General features: G+C 47.7%; 11 protein-coding genes. 6 read left to right on the top strand and 5 right to left on the bottom strand.

Annotated features, from left to right (window positions below):
- The first annotated feature begins 3 nt into the window (after positions 1-3).
- Together KBW69_RS04115 and KBW69_RS04110 are read left to right on the top strand one after the other, a co-directional pair.
- Positions 4-984 (top strand): ABC transporter permease, encoded by a 981-nt coding sequence (locus KBW69_RS04115; RefSeq protein ID WP_257280005.1) that lies wholly within the window; start codon positions 4-6, stop codon positions 982-984.
- A gap of 11 nt (positions 985-995) precedes the next feature.
- Positions 996-1940 (top strand): ABC transporter permease, encoded by a 945-nt coding sequence (locus tag KBW69_RS04110; RefSeq protein ID WP_373690670.1) that lies wholly within the window; start codon positions 996-998, stop codon positions 1938-1940.
- 45 nt (positions 1941-1985) lie between these two features.
- Here the strand turns inward: KBW69_RS04110 and KBW69_RS04105 are convergent, their stop codons facing one another.
- Entirely contained in the window at positions 1986-3146 is a 1161-nt protein-coding gene (locus tag KBW69_RS04105) for a glycosyltransferase family 87 protein (RefSeq protein WP_257280003.1), read from the bottom strand.
- 570 nt (positions 3147-3716) lie between these two features.
- Between KBW69_RS04105 and KBW69_RS04100 the strand changes: the two genes are divergently transcribed.
- Positions 3717-4520 carry a M23 family metallopeptidase gene (locus KBW69_RS04100; RefSeq protein ID WP_257280002.1) on the top strand — a complete coding sequence of 268 codons (804 nt, stop codon included), beginning with the start codon at positions 3717-3719 and terminating at the stop codon, positions 4518-4520.
- A gap of 335 nt (positions 4521-4855) precedes the next feature.
- On the opposite strand, the gene KBW69_RS04095 is transcribed toward KBW69_RS04100, so the two are convergent.
- Positions 4856-6139 (bottom strand): ankyrin repeat domain-containing protein, encoded by a 1284-nt coding sequence (locus KBW69_RS04095; protein WP_257280001.1) that lies wholly within the window; start codon positions 6137-6139, stop codon positions 4856-4858.
- Positions 6140-6493: 354 nt separating this feature from the next.
- On the opposite strand from KBW69_RS04095, the gene msrA reads away from it, so the two are divergent.
- On the top strand, positions 6494-7135 hold the full coding sequence (gene msrA / locus KBW69_RS04090; protein WP_257280000.1) for a peptide-methionine (S)-S-oxide reductase MsrA: 642 nt from the start codon (positions 6494-6496) through the stop codon (positions 7133-7135).
- A gap of 211 nt (positions 7136-7346) precedes the next feature.
- Here the strand turns inward: msrA and mnmC are convergent, their stop codons facing one another.
- Together mnmC and KBW69_RS04080 are read right to left on the bottom strand one after the other, a co-directional pair.
- Positions 7347-9362: a bifunctional tRNA (5-methylaminomethyl-2-thiouridine)(34)-methyltransferase MnmD/FAD-dependent 5-carboxymethylaminomethyl-2-thiouridine(34) oxidoreductase MnmC gene (mnmC, locus tag KBW69_RS04085; protein WP_257279999.1), complete on the bottom strand. Its 2016-nt coding sequence runs from the start codon at positions 9360-9362 to the stop codon at positions 7347-7349.
- Positions 9359-10345: a tRNA-dihydrouridine synthase gene (locus KBW69_RS04080; RefSeq protein ID WP_257279998.1), complete on the bottom strand. Its 987-nt coding sequence runs from the start codon at positions 10343-10345 to the stop codon at positions 9359-9361. The genes mnmC and KBW69_RS04080 overlap by 4 nt, the downstream gene beginning before the upstream one ends.
- Before the next feature lie 153 nt (positions 10346-10498).
- On the opposite strand from KBW69_RS04080, the gene KBW69_RS04075 reads away from it, so the two are divergent.
- Positions 10499-10675, top strand: coding sequence for a hypothetical protein (locus tag KBW69_RS04075; RefSeq protein WP_257279997.1), 177 nt, complete (start codon positions 10499-10501; stop codon positions 10673-10675).
- 535 nt (positions 10676-11210) lie between these two features.
- Here the strand turns inward: KBW69_RS04075 and KBW69_RS04070 are convergent.
- Positions 11211-11615, bottom strand: coding sequence for a hypothetical protein (locus KBW69_RS04070; protein WP_257279996.1), 405 nt, complete (start codon positions 11613-11615; stop codon positions 11211-11213).
- Positions 11616-12616: 1001 nt separating this feature from the next.
- On the opposite strand from KBW69_RS04070, the gene pflB reads away from it, so the two are divergent.
- On the top strand, positions 12617-14899 hold the full coding sequence (gene pflB, locus KBW69_RS04065; protein ID WP_257279995.1) for a formate C-acetyltransferase: 2283 nt from the start codon (positions 12617-12619) through the stop codon (positions 14897-14899).
- Positions 14900-14955 lie beyond the last annotated feature (56 nt).

Genomic DNA, 14955 nt, shown 5'->3' with positions numbered 1-14955 from the left:
TTTATGTTGTTATTTTTATTCAGGAGGCTGGTGCAGGGTCTGGTGGTGATGTTTGTCATCAGCCTGATCAGTTTTTCCATCCAGGATAATCTGGGTGATCCTCTCAGAGAGATGGTGGGCCAGTCCGTGTCAGAAGCTGAACGGGAGGTGCTGCGTGATGAACTGGGCCTGAACGATCCTTTCCTGGTGCAATATGGTCGCTTTATGTCCAGGGCGGTCCAGGGGGATCTGGGAACCTCTTACTTCTTTAAAGAGCCCGCTCTGGAAGTCATTATGGATAAGTTGCCAGCGACGCTTGAGCTGGTATTCAGTGCCACCCTGCTGATTATTTTGATCTCCATTCCAGCAGGTGTTTATAGTGCCATACGTCCGAACAGTTTTTTGTCCAAGTTGATTCTCGGAGTCAGTATTTTGGGTATTTCTGTCCCTGTTTTCCTGACTGCAATATTCAGTATTTATCTGTTTTCCATTGAGTTGGGGTGGCTGCCTTCCTACGGACGAGGTGAGTTAACCCACGTCTTTGGTAGCTGGGAAACCGGCTTCCTGAGCAAAAGTGGCTGGTTACATCTGATTCTGCCGTCTGTTTCTCTGGCCAGTATCATGTTACCTCTGTTTATTCGTTTGATTCGCTCAGAGATGGTGGAAACCCTGCACAGCGAGTATGTGAAATTTGCGAAAGCGAAAGGTCTGCAGAAAGCACGTGTTTACTTCCTGCACGCTCTGAAGAACACCATGTTGCCTGTTATTACGGTGGGGGGTGTCCAGATTGGAACCATGGTCGCCTATACCATCCTGACAGAGACCGTCTTTCAGTGGCCCGGCATGGGCTTCATGTTTCTGGAAGCGGTAAACCGTGTTGATACTCCCCTGATTGTTGCTTATCTGATCGTCGTCGGTGGCATCTTTGTGGTGGTGAATACCCTGGTCGATCTGATCTATGGCCTGATTAATCCAACTGTAAAACTGGCAGGAGGCAGCCAATGAGTGAGTTGCCCATGAATGAAGTAAGCGCACAAGAGGTGCCTTCTACCTGGCAAAAGATTCGTCAGTCCAATATCTGGCACAGTTTCGTCAATGACCGTCTGGCTATGTTGGCTGCTTTTATATTGACTGTTATGGTCGCTGCTGCCTTGCTGGCACCGGTTATTGCTCCGACGAATCCTTATGATCTCTCTACCATTGATATTATGGATTCCGAGATAGCGCCGTCCTGGAGTGAAGAGGGCGATGAGCGATTCCTGTTGGGAACAGACTCACAGGGCCGGGATATGCTGAGTACCATTCTTTATGGTGCCAGAATCTCCATTACCATCGGTTTCTTTGCGGTCCTTCTACAGGCGTTGTTGGGCATTGTTATTGGTTTGACGGCTGGCTACGCGGGTGGGCGAGTTGATAACTTCCTGATGCGGATGGCGGATATTCAGCTGTCGTTCTCCACTATGATGGTAGCCATTGTCGTGTTGGCTGTGTTTCAGGCGTCCTTTGGGTCAGAGTTGTACAGCAAGCTGGCAATGTGGATGTTGATTCTGGTGATTGGTATCGCAGAATGGCCACAGTATGCCCGTACCATTCGTGCGTCGGTTCTGGCTGAGAAAAAGAAGGAATATGTCGAGGCTGCCAAAGTCATGGGCTTTGGCTCAGGACGTATTATGTTCCGTCATATTCTGCCAAATTGTCTGTCTCCCATTCTGGTTATCTCAACCGTCCAGATTGCCAACGCCATTATCAGTGAAGCCGCCCTGTCTTTCCTGGGGCTGGGGATGCCTGTGTCGGAACCTTCATTGGGCTCGCTGATCTCAAGTGGCTTTGAGTATATTTTCTCTGGTAGCTGGTGGATTACGGTTATTCCAGGTGTCATCCTGGTCACACTGGTTCTGGTGATTAACCTGCTGGGTGATTGGCTGAGGGACGTGCTCAATCCCAAGCTCTATAAAGGTTAAGCGTCACTGACAAAAAGGCCGTTTTAGCGGCCTTTTGCTTTTTTCTCAGGGTGCAAATACCCTTTTACTGCTCAATTGCCAGATCAGGACACCGGTGAAAACGGCAGCCATCAAAGGATTGAACCAACTGGTGGCGTCTGTGACCAACGTCCTTGAAATATCAAAAGCAAAGAGAACACCGAGGGCAATTAAACCGGTTGTCCATGCCAGGGCTTTATCTCTCCACTGGCAGGTTGCAGCAGTAAACCAAAAGGCCAGAACCGAGCCAAGAATAATATAATCGGTATTAACGCTTCTGGGGTTGAACATAACGTGATAGCAAGCAGCAAAACTCAATAAATAGATCAGGCCAGTCCTGGTACCATGACGGACAATGGCATAAAAGCAAACGGCCCAGGTCATGGCTGCCAGAATGATTTTCAAAATGTTCTGCAGGTTTTCCGGGACAGAGTAGTTGAAAAGTTGCATGGGAATGTTGAAGAAACTGGCCCAGTTAGGTGTTGTCACTCCCCGGTCAACGGCTGAGTCGGCCATCTCAAGAAAGTTGTTGTACTGTTCGAGTCCATAATCCAGGCCACCAAACACCAGAGGCAGTGACAGAAATGCCAATAGCATCAACGGTACTCTTAGCCAGAAAGGCCTGAACAGTGTGGTTACCAGCAGGAAGAAGACAATAAAGGTCGGTTTCAGGCTCATGATCAGAGCCAGAATCAGGGCTGCCGAGTTCCAGCGCTTCTCTATAATCTGGCTGATCACCAGCATCATGGCTGCAATGAGGATCACATTCACTTGCCCGTTTCTAAAGCCAGAGAAAGCAATGGGAACGGCAATCAGACTGAATAATCCAAACCTGTTAAAGAGGGTTTCCCCGGAATATTCCTGAAAATGCCTCAGCAGTCTCAGGCTGGCCCAGGCATAAAGACCTATGATAAACAAACGCCAGAGCAGGTCAGCGAGAAATATGGGCAGTTTGGTGATCGGTACAAAAAGTACGGCAAAGGTGGGGGTATAGATGAAACCTCCTGGTCCCGAGTAGAGCTTTACCCGGTCGATCCACCGATCAGCGCCGAGCAGGTAGCTGTCCAGCACGGTGTGCTGACCCGGTTCCAGGGCGACTTTGACAAAGATCAGAATTACGGCCAGCCCCCAGAGAAACATTCCGAAAAGGGCCGCAGGATGATTTTTCAGGAGGGCTATGTCCTTCATCAGTGCTCGTTCTTTTTTAGAGTTATGACCGAAAACAGGTCACTTTCTCACTGGCTAAAAGAGATCTGTTTTTCACAAAGCTGATTACAACATACGATGAGAATGTCTTTTCTGCCAGTGGTCCGCATGAATTCCTGACAAATCAGCTGAAATTCTTTGTTCTTAAGGGCTAAAGGTGAAAACAGTGCATCTGAAAGGGGGGCAGGCTTTGTGTGCTTATCACTTCGATTTGCTGAGCAATTTGTTCAGCAAATCGAAAATGACTTCAGTGGGCATGAGCGCTCCGCAGGTGGTTGACGATCAGGTTTCAGGCTCAAGAGTCAGAGACAGTAACAAAGCAAAACCGTAAACGGTGGGGAGAAAAAGAGACAGGGTTAGAATAATGTAGTCCATGTTCATGATAGGGTACCTGCTGTTATTCTTTTTATATTGAGAGTGTCGCATCCTGTCTGGCTGTCAGTTTATCAGGAAATACAAACTGGATGAGACCTCTTGAGCCTGACAGCTTTATACCAATCTACCAGTTTGGGATAAGGTTTGAAAAGTAGTGATATCAGACATGGAGTCATTATGCGATTAACTCTGTTGCTTTTTTCCTGCTGGGTGTTTCCATTGGCAATGGCCCAGGATGTTGTTTCTCTTAAGTCGAAACTGGTTCAGGGGGGCTTTTATATAGGGCAGGTGAAGCCGGGAACCGGAGTTATCTACAAAGGCAGGTCTGTCAGAGTATCTGAGCATGGTCGTTTTATCATCGGGTTTGGACGGGATGCTCAACTCCGGCAAACCATTCGGTTGATCGCTCCGGGCGGTAAAAAAGAAGAACTCAGAATCGGATTATCAAAACGAGACTATAAAATTCAGCGAATTAATGGTATTGCCCACAAATACGTCAGCCCGGCGGAGAAAGTGCTGGGTCGAATATCGGGTGAAAACCAGCGGGTTAAATCAGCCAGACAGTTTGATTCCGTTCAGAAAGATTTTTTTGCCGGCTTTGAACGTCCGGCAGTGGGGCCTGTCAGTGGTGTCTATGGCAGTCAGAGAGTTTTTAACGGTGAGCCAAGGAGACCACATTTTGGACTGGATATTGCCGGCCCTGAGGGTGCTCCGGTAATAGCTCCGGCCAATGGTGTTGTTCGGCTGGCTGAGTCTGATTTGTACTTTTCCGGTGGCACGATCATTATCGACCATGGTTTCGGTATTACCACCAGTTACTTGCACCTGAGCCAGCTAAAGGTGGTTGATGGGCAGAAAGTAAAGAGGGGCGATGTCATTGGTGCTATTGGCGCAACGGGCAGAGTGACAGGCGCTCATCTTGACTGGCGGGCAAACTGGTTCGATGTCCGGCTTGATCCGGCTCTGATGATGCTTGAGTAGGGTTGAGTCTGGGTACTCTTCTCCACGGCGGCGCTGATTTTCTGATATGCCTTGTTATCACTTCTCGTCATCTGCACCAGAGCCAGTGAGGAGCCTGTTTTACTTAGCAGCCTGTCGGAATTAAGCGTCCGTAGCGAGGATTGCAAGAAATTGAGGATAAAAAATTCTGCTTCTGAGGAGAATAGCGAGCTATTTGACGAAGAAGCAGGAATTTTTAGACCAATTTATTGCAACCGCAGTAGGACAGCCTTAAGTCCGACAGGCTGCTTAGGACTCCTCGCTACGGGGTCGTCTGGATAATTTGACCAATACCTGATGAATAAGTTCAAACGCTGTTATTCCCCATCTTTGCTTTGATGACTGCCTGCTTGATTAAGAATTTCAACAAATGCTTGTTTTTGTTCGCCAAGTCGGTCTAGCAGAGAATAAAAGTTGATATTGCCAATGCTGCGAGCATCAACTTTGGCCCCTCTGGCAATGAGTTTTTGAACCGCTTCTTTATCTTTTGCCAGAAGTGCGTAATAAAGAAGAGTTTGTCCACTGGAACAAACTGGCTGATTAACATCGGCAAAGGCAGTCATGCCAGCCGGGAGTAGTTCTTTGAGTAACTCAATATGGAGAGGGTTATTCCATTGCCCAATTGCATCAAAGGCGGAATACCCGATTTCAGGGTGAAGGTCAATTCTGGCTCCTGCCGAAAGGAGTATCCTGGCCAGTTCAGGCGCATTTTTCTTCAAAGGTTCTTTGATGGTGCTTGAACCATACGTTGCAAGAATAAGAGGTGTGTATTCAGCTTCATCAACCACATTAACGTCGGCATGTTTGGCTATCAGTTTTTTCAGTGCCCACTCATGCCCTGATTCTGCTGCCAGATGCATGACATTTGCCCCATCATTATCTGTTTTATCAAAGGAGGCGCCATTATCGATTAAGGTGTCAAATAACTCGGGGTTTTCAGGGGCCTCGGCAGCCATGTGAAGAGCTGTACAACCGTATTTGTTCTGGAGGTTCATATCTGCTTTGCGATCCAGGAATATTTTTAGTACCTGAACATCACCGTAACTGACAGCATGATGTAGAGGCGTCATGCCTTTTTTATCTTGCAGGTCAATATCAGCGCCATAGTCTAGCAGTGAGCGGATCAATTCCAGGTTACCGTTTTTTGCGGCAATGTGGATAGCGGCCATGCCCTTCCCTAAATGAAGAACGTTTGGGTCGACGCCATTGGCGATCAGTTCGATAGCTTGTTCTTCCCGACCGGCCTCGATGGCGTGGGCAAGGGGCGAGAACGAGATGTCTTCAGCAACAAGGGCAGGTGTGCGGCAGGAAGGGCATCTGGTGTCAAATACAGGGCTTGATGAGCGGTAATCGCGCAGACACTTATTATGGAAAAAATGTTTGCCAGGTCTTTCGGAAGGGCGCATCAAAGAATAATCACCTTTATGCAGCATCGTAACATTATATGGGCCGAATAAACCTTCCAGGCATATTGTGCATAGGGGATCACCATCTCCCTGAGCAGTCATATTGGAGACAGTGTTATCCGGTGTAAGTATATTATTAATAGAGCTCATTTCATTCATTCGAGCCGCATTAAAATAGTCAGTAGTTAAATTCATAAACATGACCTTTTTCTGGGTTTAAAGAATAAGTTTCAAAGCTGCCATCCCCGGAAACCTATAGCGTAATAATACTTTCATTATTTTTTTTCGTGAAAACTGCAAATTTCTGACTCAGGGAAAAACGAGCGGCAATACCGGTCTTAAGTATTTGGATCAATAGTACTGGGAAAAGTTCCCCGAGCAGGAGTGACGGGCAGAATAACAGGCACTCATCTTGACTGGCGGTGCAGGTTCGATGTCTGGCTTGATCCGGCTCTGATGATGCTTGAGTAAGGGGGAGTCGTAGGTATTGATTTTCTGATCTGTGGCTCCATAAAGCCATTATGATTGTCTGGAATTGGAGGGATTGGAATGTTGTTTGATAAACATCAACTGCCCAGTGAGGAGAGCGCCTTGAAAGGGCGTGATCAAGCGATTGAAGTGCCGACAGAGCATTTTGTTAATGGTCATGCCATTGCGCCCCCTTTTCCCGGGCAGCTGGAGGTGATTTATGTCGGTATGGGCTGTTTCTGGGGGGCTGAAAGGCTGTTCTGGAAACAACAGGGCGTCTGGACAACGGCGGTTGGGTATGCGGGAGGCTATACCCCTAACCCGACTTATGAAGAAGTTTGTAGTGGTGGCACGGGTCATGCCGAGGTGGTCATGGTGGCCTTCGATCCAAACGTCATCAGTCTGGAATCTCTGCTGAGATTGTTTTGGGAGTCTCACGATCCTACCCAGGGTATGCAGCAGGGGAATGATCGGGGCACTCAGTATCGATCTGTGATTTACACCACTTTCGATGAGCAGAGTGAGAAAGCCCGTGAATCGATGGCTCAATACCAGACGGCGTTGAACGAAAGCGGTAAAGGCAAAATTACCACAGAAATTGTAGATGCTCCGGTCTTTTATTATGCTGAGGCCTATCATCAGCAATACTTGGCCAAAAACCCTGAAGGTTATTGTGGTCTGGCAGGGACGGGAGTCTGTCTGCCTCCTATACTGCAGGTTTAAACCCGACCGCGTTTCCCTGACGCTGATGAATTTTCTGCAGGTAAAAAAACGGACAGCCTCAAGAGGGAGAGCTGTCCGGATGCAGTTTTCTGAATGATTATCTTAAGGCGTTGTTGACACCTGTGAACTTATGATAGATCTGCTTTTGTGGCTTCTCTGTGAGTATATATACCTTTGTTGATTCGCTATACCGATATATTTTTGTCGGTTATTACAGTTGATTTCGACTCATTGCCCTCACCAGAAATCGGGTAGGGTTCAAATGGTCCAGAAGATCAGAGGCGACAGGTGAGCACTCGTCATTCATTTGTGCAGCCAGCAATTCTCCCGACAAAGGTGCTGTAATCAATCCTCTGGAACCATGACCGGCATTGATGTAGAGACCGTTCAGGTATTGTGGAGGACGCGTGAATGGGTGCTTTATGTTCTTGCGAAGCATGGCAAACTCATTCAGAAAGTCTTTCTGGTTAACAATTGCTCCCACAGCAGGCATATAATCGGGCGTCGTGCAACGGAAGCTGGCTCTGCCTCCCAGAATGTTGGCCTGTTCCTCTCCCCCCAGTGCCCGATAGAGTTCAGGTGCGCATTCCCTCTGCATTGCCAGATTTTTCTCATGGTCCTCTGTCAGAACCTCAACCGAGTCACTGTGAAAATCGAAAGTGGCTCCAATGGTATGACGACCGTGGGTGGCAGGCGCTGCATAGCCTTCGCCGCAAACCGTTGTTTTTAGTAAGCTGCTGTCGTCAGTACAGCCTATTTCGGTGATCTGGCCTCTGATGTTTTTCAGTGGAATAAAGTCCAGTGCGGGCAATTGGTTGGATGCTTTGGCGCAGGCAATGATGACATTGTGGGACTTCATTGTTCGGAGGGCGTCATTACTCAACAGATTCAAAGTCCAGCCATCAGACGTGTAATCAAGAGACTCTAGCCTTGTATTAGACACTACATTGATATTGTCGTGCTTCGCCAGAGTCTGACAAAAAAGAGCAGGATTCACCCAGCCCGCATTCGGGAAGTAAAGGCCATCATGTTCCAACGGCAAGCCAGCGACCTTTGAAAGCTCGTGGCTGGACAGGAAGCTAAGAAAGTCAGTGGGAAAGTGATTTGCCAGATCCTGATGACGTTTCCGCACCTTCTCATTGATAGCCAGCTGGACGACGCCGGATTGTTGCCAGAGCTCCGGTTGAAGGTGGGCAAAAGTGCTTAATAAATGAATGGAGTAAAGGTAGCTCTGGGTGATAAATCGACTGAGAGGCGTGTTATTGGCCGACAGTTTAGCGTATAGAATGCCTTGAGGATTGCCGGATGCCTCCATCGCCAGAGCCTGGTGCTGTTCGATCAGGGTAACCTGCCACCCCCTTTCAGCCAGTGCTCTTGCTGTGCTGCAGCCAGCAAGCCCTCCACCGACGACGATGGCACTCTGAGCCATGCCGTCATTGTCCGGCTGACGGTGGGGCAGAAACCATAACGGCTTGGTATTCAGTTTTTTGGCTGTTTGAGTCAGTCTGCCTTTGATCATGTCCCGTTTGTGCCCGAAGCCGTCGCTTTTTTCGACACTGAAGCCCGCCTGACTGAGCCCGTCCCGGACGATTCTTGCGGCCGTGAAGGTTGCGTAGGTGGTGTCCGAATGGCTTTTGGCTGCCATAGCTTTAAATAGCTCCGGTTGCCACATCTGAGGGTTTTTCGCAGGGCTAAAGCCATCGAGAAACCAGGCGTCAACCAGGCCTTCCAGCTCTGGCAGTGTGTTCAGTACATCGCCCATGCAGAGTGTCAGTTTTACTCTGCCATCAGCAAAGCTAAAATGCTGATATCCTTCAACAGCGGGCATATAGCATTCAACCAGTGGGGCGGTGTACTTTGCCAGTTCAGGCCACATGGAGAGCGCTTTCTGGAGATCTCTTCGGGACAGGGGGTACTTTTCGGTCGACAGAAAATGAAGTCCTGCCGACTCAGGTGCTTCTTCCTCGAAACAGGCCCAGGTACAGAGAAAGTTGAGCCCCGTGCCAAAGCCGGTTTCCCCGAGAGAAAAGCATTGATTTTGATTCAGGGCGGCGAAGCGCTTTGGCAGATCATTGCCTTCAATAAATACGTGCCGGGTTTCCCTGATGCCTGAATCGCTGGAAAAGTAAATGTCGTTAAATGCAGTGGATGCGGGCTGACCGTTTTCTTTCCATTCAAGGTCGGCATGAGTGACAGACAGGGCTGCAGAATCAGATTTACGGCTCATACGGCTTCCTTAATGATATGGGAGAGAGTTTGTAGACAGGTCTCTCGCTTCACTTTTTCAAACAATTCGCGGGCATTGACGGAGCTTTTACTCATCATGCTTAGCCATTGTTTCAGCCTGCCATCCAGGTAGCGTCTGGGGTTATTGATGAAGTAAGGATGATCCTGCTCTGGATTTTCGGGTGTAAGCAGCACTTTTTCGGTGAATTTCTGGATCAGTGAAAGAGAACGAGCCCAGCGTTCTTCCTGACATTGATTGTGCTGGCTGGCGACAATAGCTGCAGGCAGATCCGGATCGCGAAGGATACCCCGGCCAATCATAATGTCCCGACAGCCAGATACTTCCCGGCAGCGCTGGGCATCCTCAACTTTGAAAATATCACCATTGGCTACCAGAGGAATGGACAGAGCCTCTCGCAACTGAACCAGTTCCTGCCAGTGAGCAGGGGGTTTATAACCCTGGAGCTTGGTTCTGGCATGAACCACCAGAGTGCTGGCGCCGGCACTTTCTATGGCCTGAGCATTTTCCAGGGCAAGGTCGCTATCCAAATAGCCCAATCTCATTTTGGCACTGACAGACACTTCCGCAGGAACCGCTTTTCGAACCGCTGAAACAATCTCATGAATAAGCTCGGGTTCTTTCAGGAGTACTGCACCTCCTTTATGGCGATTGACGGTTTTAGCCGGACAGCCAAAATTTAAATCGATTCCCAGCGCTCCGAGTCGGGCCGCTTTGGCTGCGTTATAGGCCATCATTTCAGAATTATTGCCAAGAAACTGTATGTGGACAGGTGTTCCACTTCGTGTACGGCAGCCGTGTTTGAGTTCGGGGCAGATCCGCTGAAAAGTTTGTGTAGGCAGCCGAGTGTCCGTGATGCGGATAAATTCTGTTATGCACAGATCAATGCCGCCCGCTTCGGTCAGCAGCTCTCGCAGAAGGTAATCAACGACTCCTTCCATGGGGGCGAGGGTTATAGTGCTCATGAATGAATAGGGTGTCGCTCTTGGGCAAACGAAACAATTTAACAGAAATTCCTCTGCAGGGGACAATTTCGAGACAAAGCTTGATATAAAAGGGTGAATAGTTGGCCGACAGCAGGTATTCTGCAAGCTCATTACCTCAAGCAGTCACCTTTCGTGCAACACACACATTCACTGGCAAAGCATCTTAAAACCTCTCTTGGCTGGCATCAATCCCGTATTGACCTTATTGCGCTGGTTATTTTTGGCCTCATCCAGATGGGTTCAGTCAACCTGTCCCGTATTCGTATTGCCCGAACTATGAGGCACGGTACCAGACGACTCCAGGCGTAAACGTCTCAGGCGCTTCTTCGCCCGGAGTGGCATGGAGCTTGATGATATTGCCAGAATGGTCGTTGACTGGATGGTGCGCGAAGGGAACTGGGTTGTCTGTCTGGATCGCACCCACTGGGACTTTTTGAGTCACAACCTCATGATCCAGATGCGAAAGCGTCACTGAGAATTGCCGCAGTCTGGAATATTCCGGTAGCCTGCAAGCATAACTCTGCTGAACTTATGTTGTCTTCAGAAATGATAGGTCAGAGTTAGGAAATAAAGATTTCATATTGTGAGTGTTATCTGAAGTCCAGACCTTTTTAATTAATAAAACGCTTTTTCTTATGCCTGGAAAAGGTAGGCGATGCTCAAATCAAGCTCTCACTCGTCTGTGCTGGAAATTAGGTTGGTAAGAAAAAGACCTGTTTATGAACAGATTTTGTGGAGATTTATCACGATTATGGTGGCTCTAAATAACAACTCATAAAAAACTGCCCGTAAAAAACATTACGGGCAATTAGTTTATGATGTGATTCCGGGAAGCTGGCAGCCTTTATAGGCTGGCTGAATCTCCGCTTCCGTTACCAGCAGCGGGTTCGTAGTGACGACGTTTTTTATAGGTCACTTTGGGTGAGCACGTCGTTTTTTGCTCTTCAATGATGCTTTGGCACTCAATTGGTTTTTGAGGTGTCGTTCTGATTGAGTAATTTTGGTGTCGTTGATGTTGAGTTAAAGGTTGTCTGTTTGGCTCAGACTGAAAATCAAGCTCATTATCATTAAAGTGATTACTCTCACCAGACGGTGAATCCTGATTCTGGTCTTCCGATTCCTGCATGTTCAAACGCATTCTATAAGGATGACCATAGCCTCTTCTCCTGCGAGGTTTGTGCGACTTTGGCTCAGGTGGTTTCAAGCCGGTAAACTGCTCATAAACAGTGGCGTAAATATATTTGCTCATTACTGTCTCCAGAGGAGATTCGTCCCGGAAAGATTGGTTTGTTTATTTATAAGACGATGATATTAAATCTCCACTAGCCCATGTATAGGTAACAATACCTAAATAAACAAGGCGTTATCCAGAAGCTGGAAATGGAGTGTTGGATCGTTTTGTTAACGTTGCATCAGTCTTATGGCCATGTGTATGGCCGGGGTTGATATGAAACTTCTACTACGGCGCATCAATGTTTGGAGGGAAGGATAGCAGTCGATGGTTTTTAAGGTTGTTTATTTAAATAATATTTTTGCATTTTGAAAATTTGTTAATAACTAATTAATTAAATTGGATTTTAAAAACGATTATATTAACAAATTAGCAGCTCTAAAGTTGATTTGATTATATAGCTATAAATCCTATATATGAATAAATTTTAGAAATAACTCTGTATGGGTAAGTTTGTTTTTTTTTGCATTTGATTGTTATGTTCTGATTAAGCTGTTTTGTGTAAAGATATGCTACCTTGTCATTCATAAAGTTGTTTGTGGTCGTATAAGTTGTTACCAGGGAGGCAAGCGTTCGATTGATATCTTAATAAGTATTGGACACTATAGTGGGAAGTGTTTAGTTAATATATTTTGTAATTCAGTGAGCAGCAGTTTTTATCGAACAGAAAGACTGTCGTAATGATGCCGCTGTGTAGGTTGGTTGTCGTTATATATCAGGTCGAGGTCGGTTTTTGATGAGGCTCGAGACAGATAGTCATTCCCTTTCTGTTTGCCCAAATGGTTACTTTTGCCATGATGATGGGTTCTGTAAAAGTTATAGGGTCTCCTTCATGGCTTGGGTGGTGCGGCTTGTCATGAGCCAGGTTTTCTGATGACTGATTTGTTCTGAGAAGTTTTTATCCGGGATGGACGAAAAACGTTTTGAATCACCCGGAGTTATTTATATTTCGATGTGACAATTCTCCTGTCACATCAACTCTTTCTTCACGGATTTTCAAACACGAGGAGTTGCCATCAATGAGCGCACAAGCCAAAGACCTACCAGCAGGATGGGCGGGATTTGCCCGGGGTGAGTGGACTGAAAGCATCAATGTCCGGGATTTCCTCCAGAAGAACTACACCCCCTATGAAGGAGGGGACGACTTTCTTGCCGACGCCACCGAAGCCACCAGTCGACTCTGGGACGATGTTATGGAGGGTATCAAGGAAGAGAACCGCACACATGCCCCCATCGATTTTGATCACGACCTGCCTTCAACTATTACTTCACACCAGGCCGGATACATACAAAAAGATCTCGAGAAGATTGTTGGTCTGCAGACTGATAAGCCTCTTAAGAGGGGTATGATTGCCAATGGTGGTATTCGCATGGTGGAAACTTCCTGTAAAGTATATGGAAAGATGCTGGATCCCATGGTGAAGAAGATCTTCACTGAGTACCGGAAAACCCATAATGCTGGTGTATTTGACGTTTACACGCCTTCTATCCGAAACTGCCGTAAGTCCGGTGTAATTACCGGTCTTCCAGATGCCTACGGTCGCGGACGTATTATAGGTGACTACCGACGTATAGCATTGTACGGTATTGATCGTCTTGTAGAAGACAAGAAAGTACAACATAGCGAGCTGGATTCTACGCTGGAATCCGGAGAGAATCTGGAGCAGACCCTTCAACTGCGTGAAGAGATCATGGAACAGATCCGTGCCCTGATGCAGATAAAAGAGATGGCTGCAGACTATGGCTGTGATATCAGTCAGCCAGCAATAACAGCCCGGGAGGCGGTTCAATGGACTTACTTTGGTTACCTCGCGGCTGTTAAATCCCAGAATGGTGCGGCCATGTCTCTGGGACGTACAGCTACTTTCCTGGACATTTATATCCAGCGTGACTTGGAAACTGGCAAGATCACTGAAGTTGATGCCCAGGAACTGATCGACCACTTCGTGATGAAACTGCGTATGGTTCGTTTCCTGCGTACGCCAGAGTACGACGAACTGTTCTCCGGCGATCCCATATGGGCGACAGAATCTATTGGTGGTATGGGTCTGGATGGTCGTACGCTGGTCACCAAGAACAGCTTCCGGTTCTTGCATACGCTTTACACCATGGGTCCATCACCAGAGCCTAACATTACGGTGCTCTGGTCTGAGGCTCTGCCCCGGGGTTTTAAGGAATTCTGTGCCAGGGTATCCATTGATACCAGCTCCATTCAATACGAGAATGACGATCTGATGCGTCCTGACATGGACAGTGATGATTATGCCATTGCCTGCTGTGTATCGCCGATGATTGTGGGTAAGCAGATGCAGTTCTTTGGTGCTCGTGCCAATCTGGCCAAAACTCTGCTGTACGCCATTAATGGTGGTGTGGATGAGAAGCTGAAGGCTCAGATAGGCCCGAAGGTTCCCCCAATTACGGATGACGTTTTGGATTACGACACTGTTTACGCGAGCATGGATCATTTAATGGATTGGCTGGCGACTCAGTACGTCACGGCTCTGAATGCTATTCACTACATGCATGATAAGTACTCCTATGAGGCGTCTCAGATGGCGCTTCATGACCGTGATGTGGTTCGTACCATGGCCACCGGTATTGCGGGTTTGTCTGTTGCGGCAGACTCTTTGTCAGCGATCAAGTATGCCAGGGTTAAGCCGGTTCGTGACGAAGACGGTCTGGCGATAGACTTTGAGATCGAAGGCGATTACCCCAAGTTCGGGAACAACGAAGAGCGTGTTGATGCGATTGCCTGTGAGCTGGTAGAAACTTTCATGAAAAAAGTGGCTTCACACAAAACTTATCGTAATGCGATCCCAACCCAGTCTATTCTGACCATTACTTCCAACGTGGTATACGGTAAGAAGACTGGCAATACGCCAGACGGTCGTCGTGCAGGTCAACCGTTTGGCCCGGGCGCTAACCCAATGCATGGTCGTGATACCAGTGGTGCGATAGCGTCTTTGAGTTCTGTCGCCAAGCTGCCATTCTCTTATGCTAAAGATGGTATTTCCTACACCTTCTCTATCGTCCCTAAAGCATTGGGCAAAGATGGAGATGGCCGTCGTCGCAATTTGGTCGGCTTGATGGATGGTTATTTCCATCATGAAGTTGGTCGGGAGGGAGGACAGCACCTGAACGTGAACGTCCTTAACCGTGAAATGCTGGAAGATGCTGTAGAAAATCCAGACAAGTATCCTTCTCTGACCATTCGCGTGTCAGGTTACGCCGTGCGTTTCAACTCTTTGACTCCCGAGCAGCAAAGAGATGTCATTGCCCGTACCTTTACAGCAACCCTTTAGACCTTCCGGGCATTAAGTGACAGAGGCCGGCACTTTGCCGGCCTTGTTTGTAGGAT

Source organism: Endozoicomonas sp. ISHI1, from assembly GCF_024606225.1.
GTDB lineage: Bacteria > Pseudomonadota > Gammaproteobacteria > Pseudomonadales > Endozoicomonadaceae > Endozoicomonas_A.
This window is presented reverse-complemented; position numbering and strand designations above follow the sequence as displayed.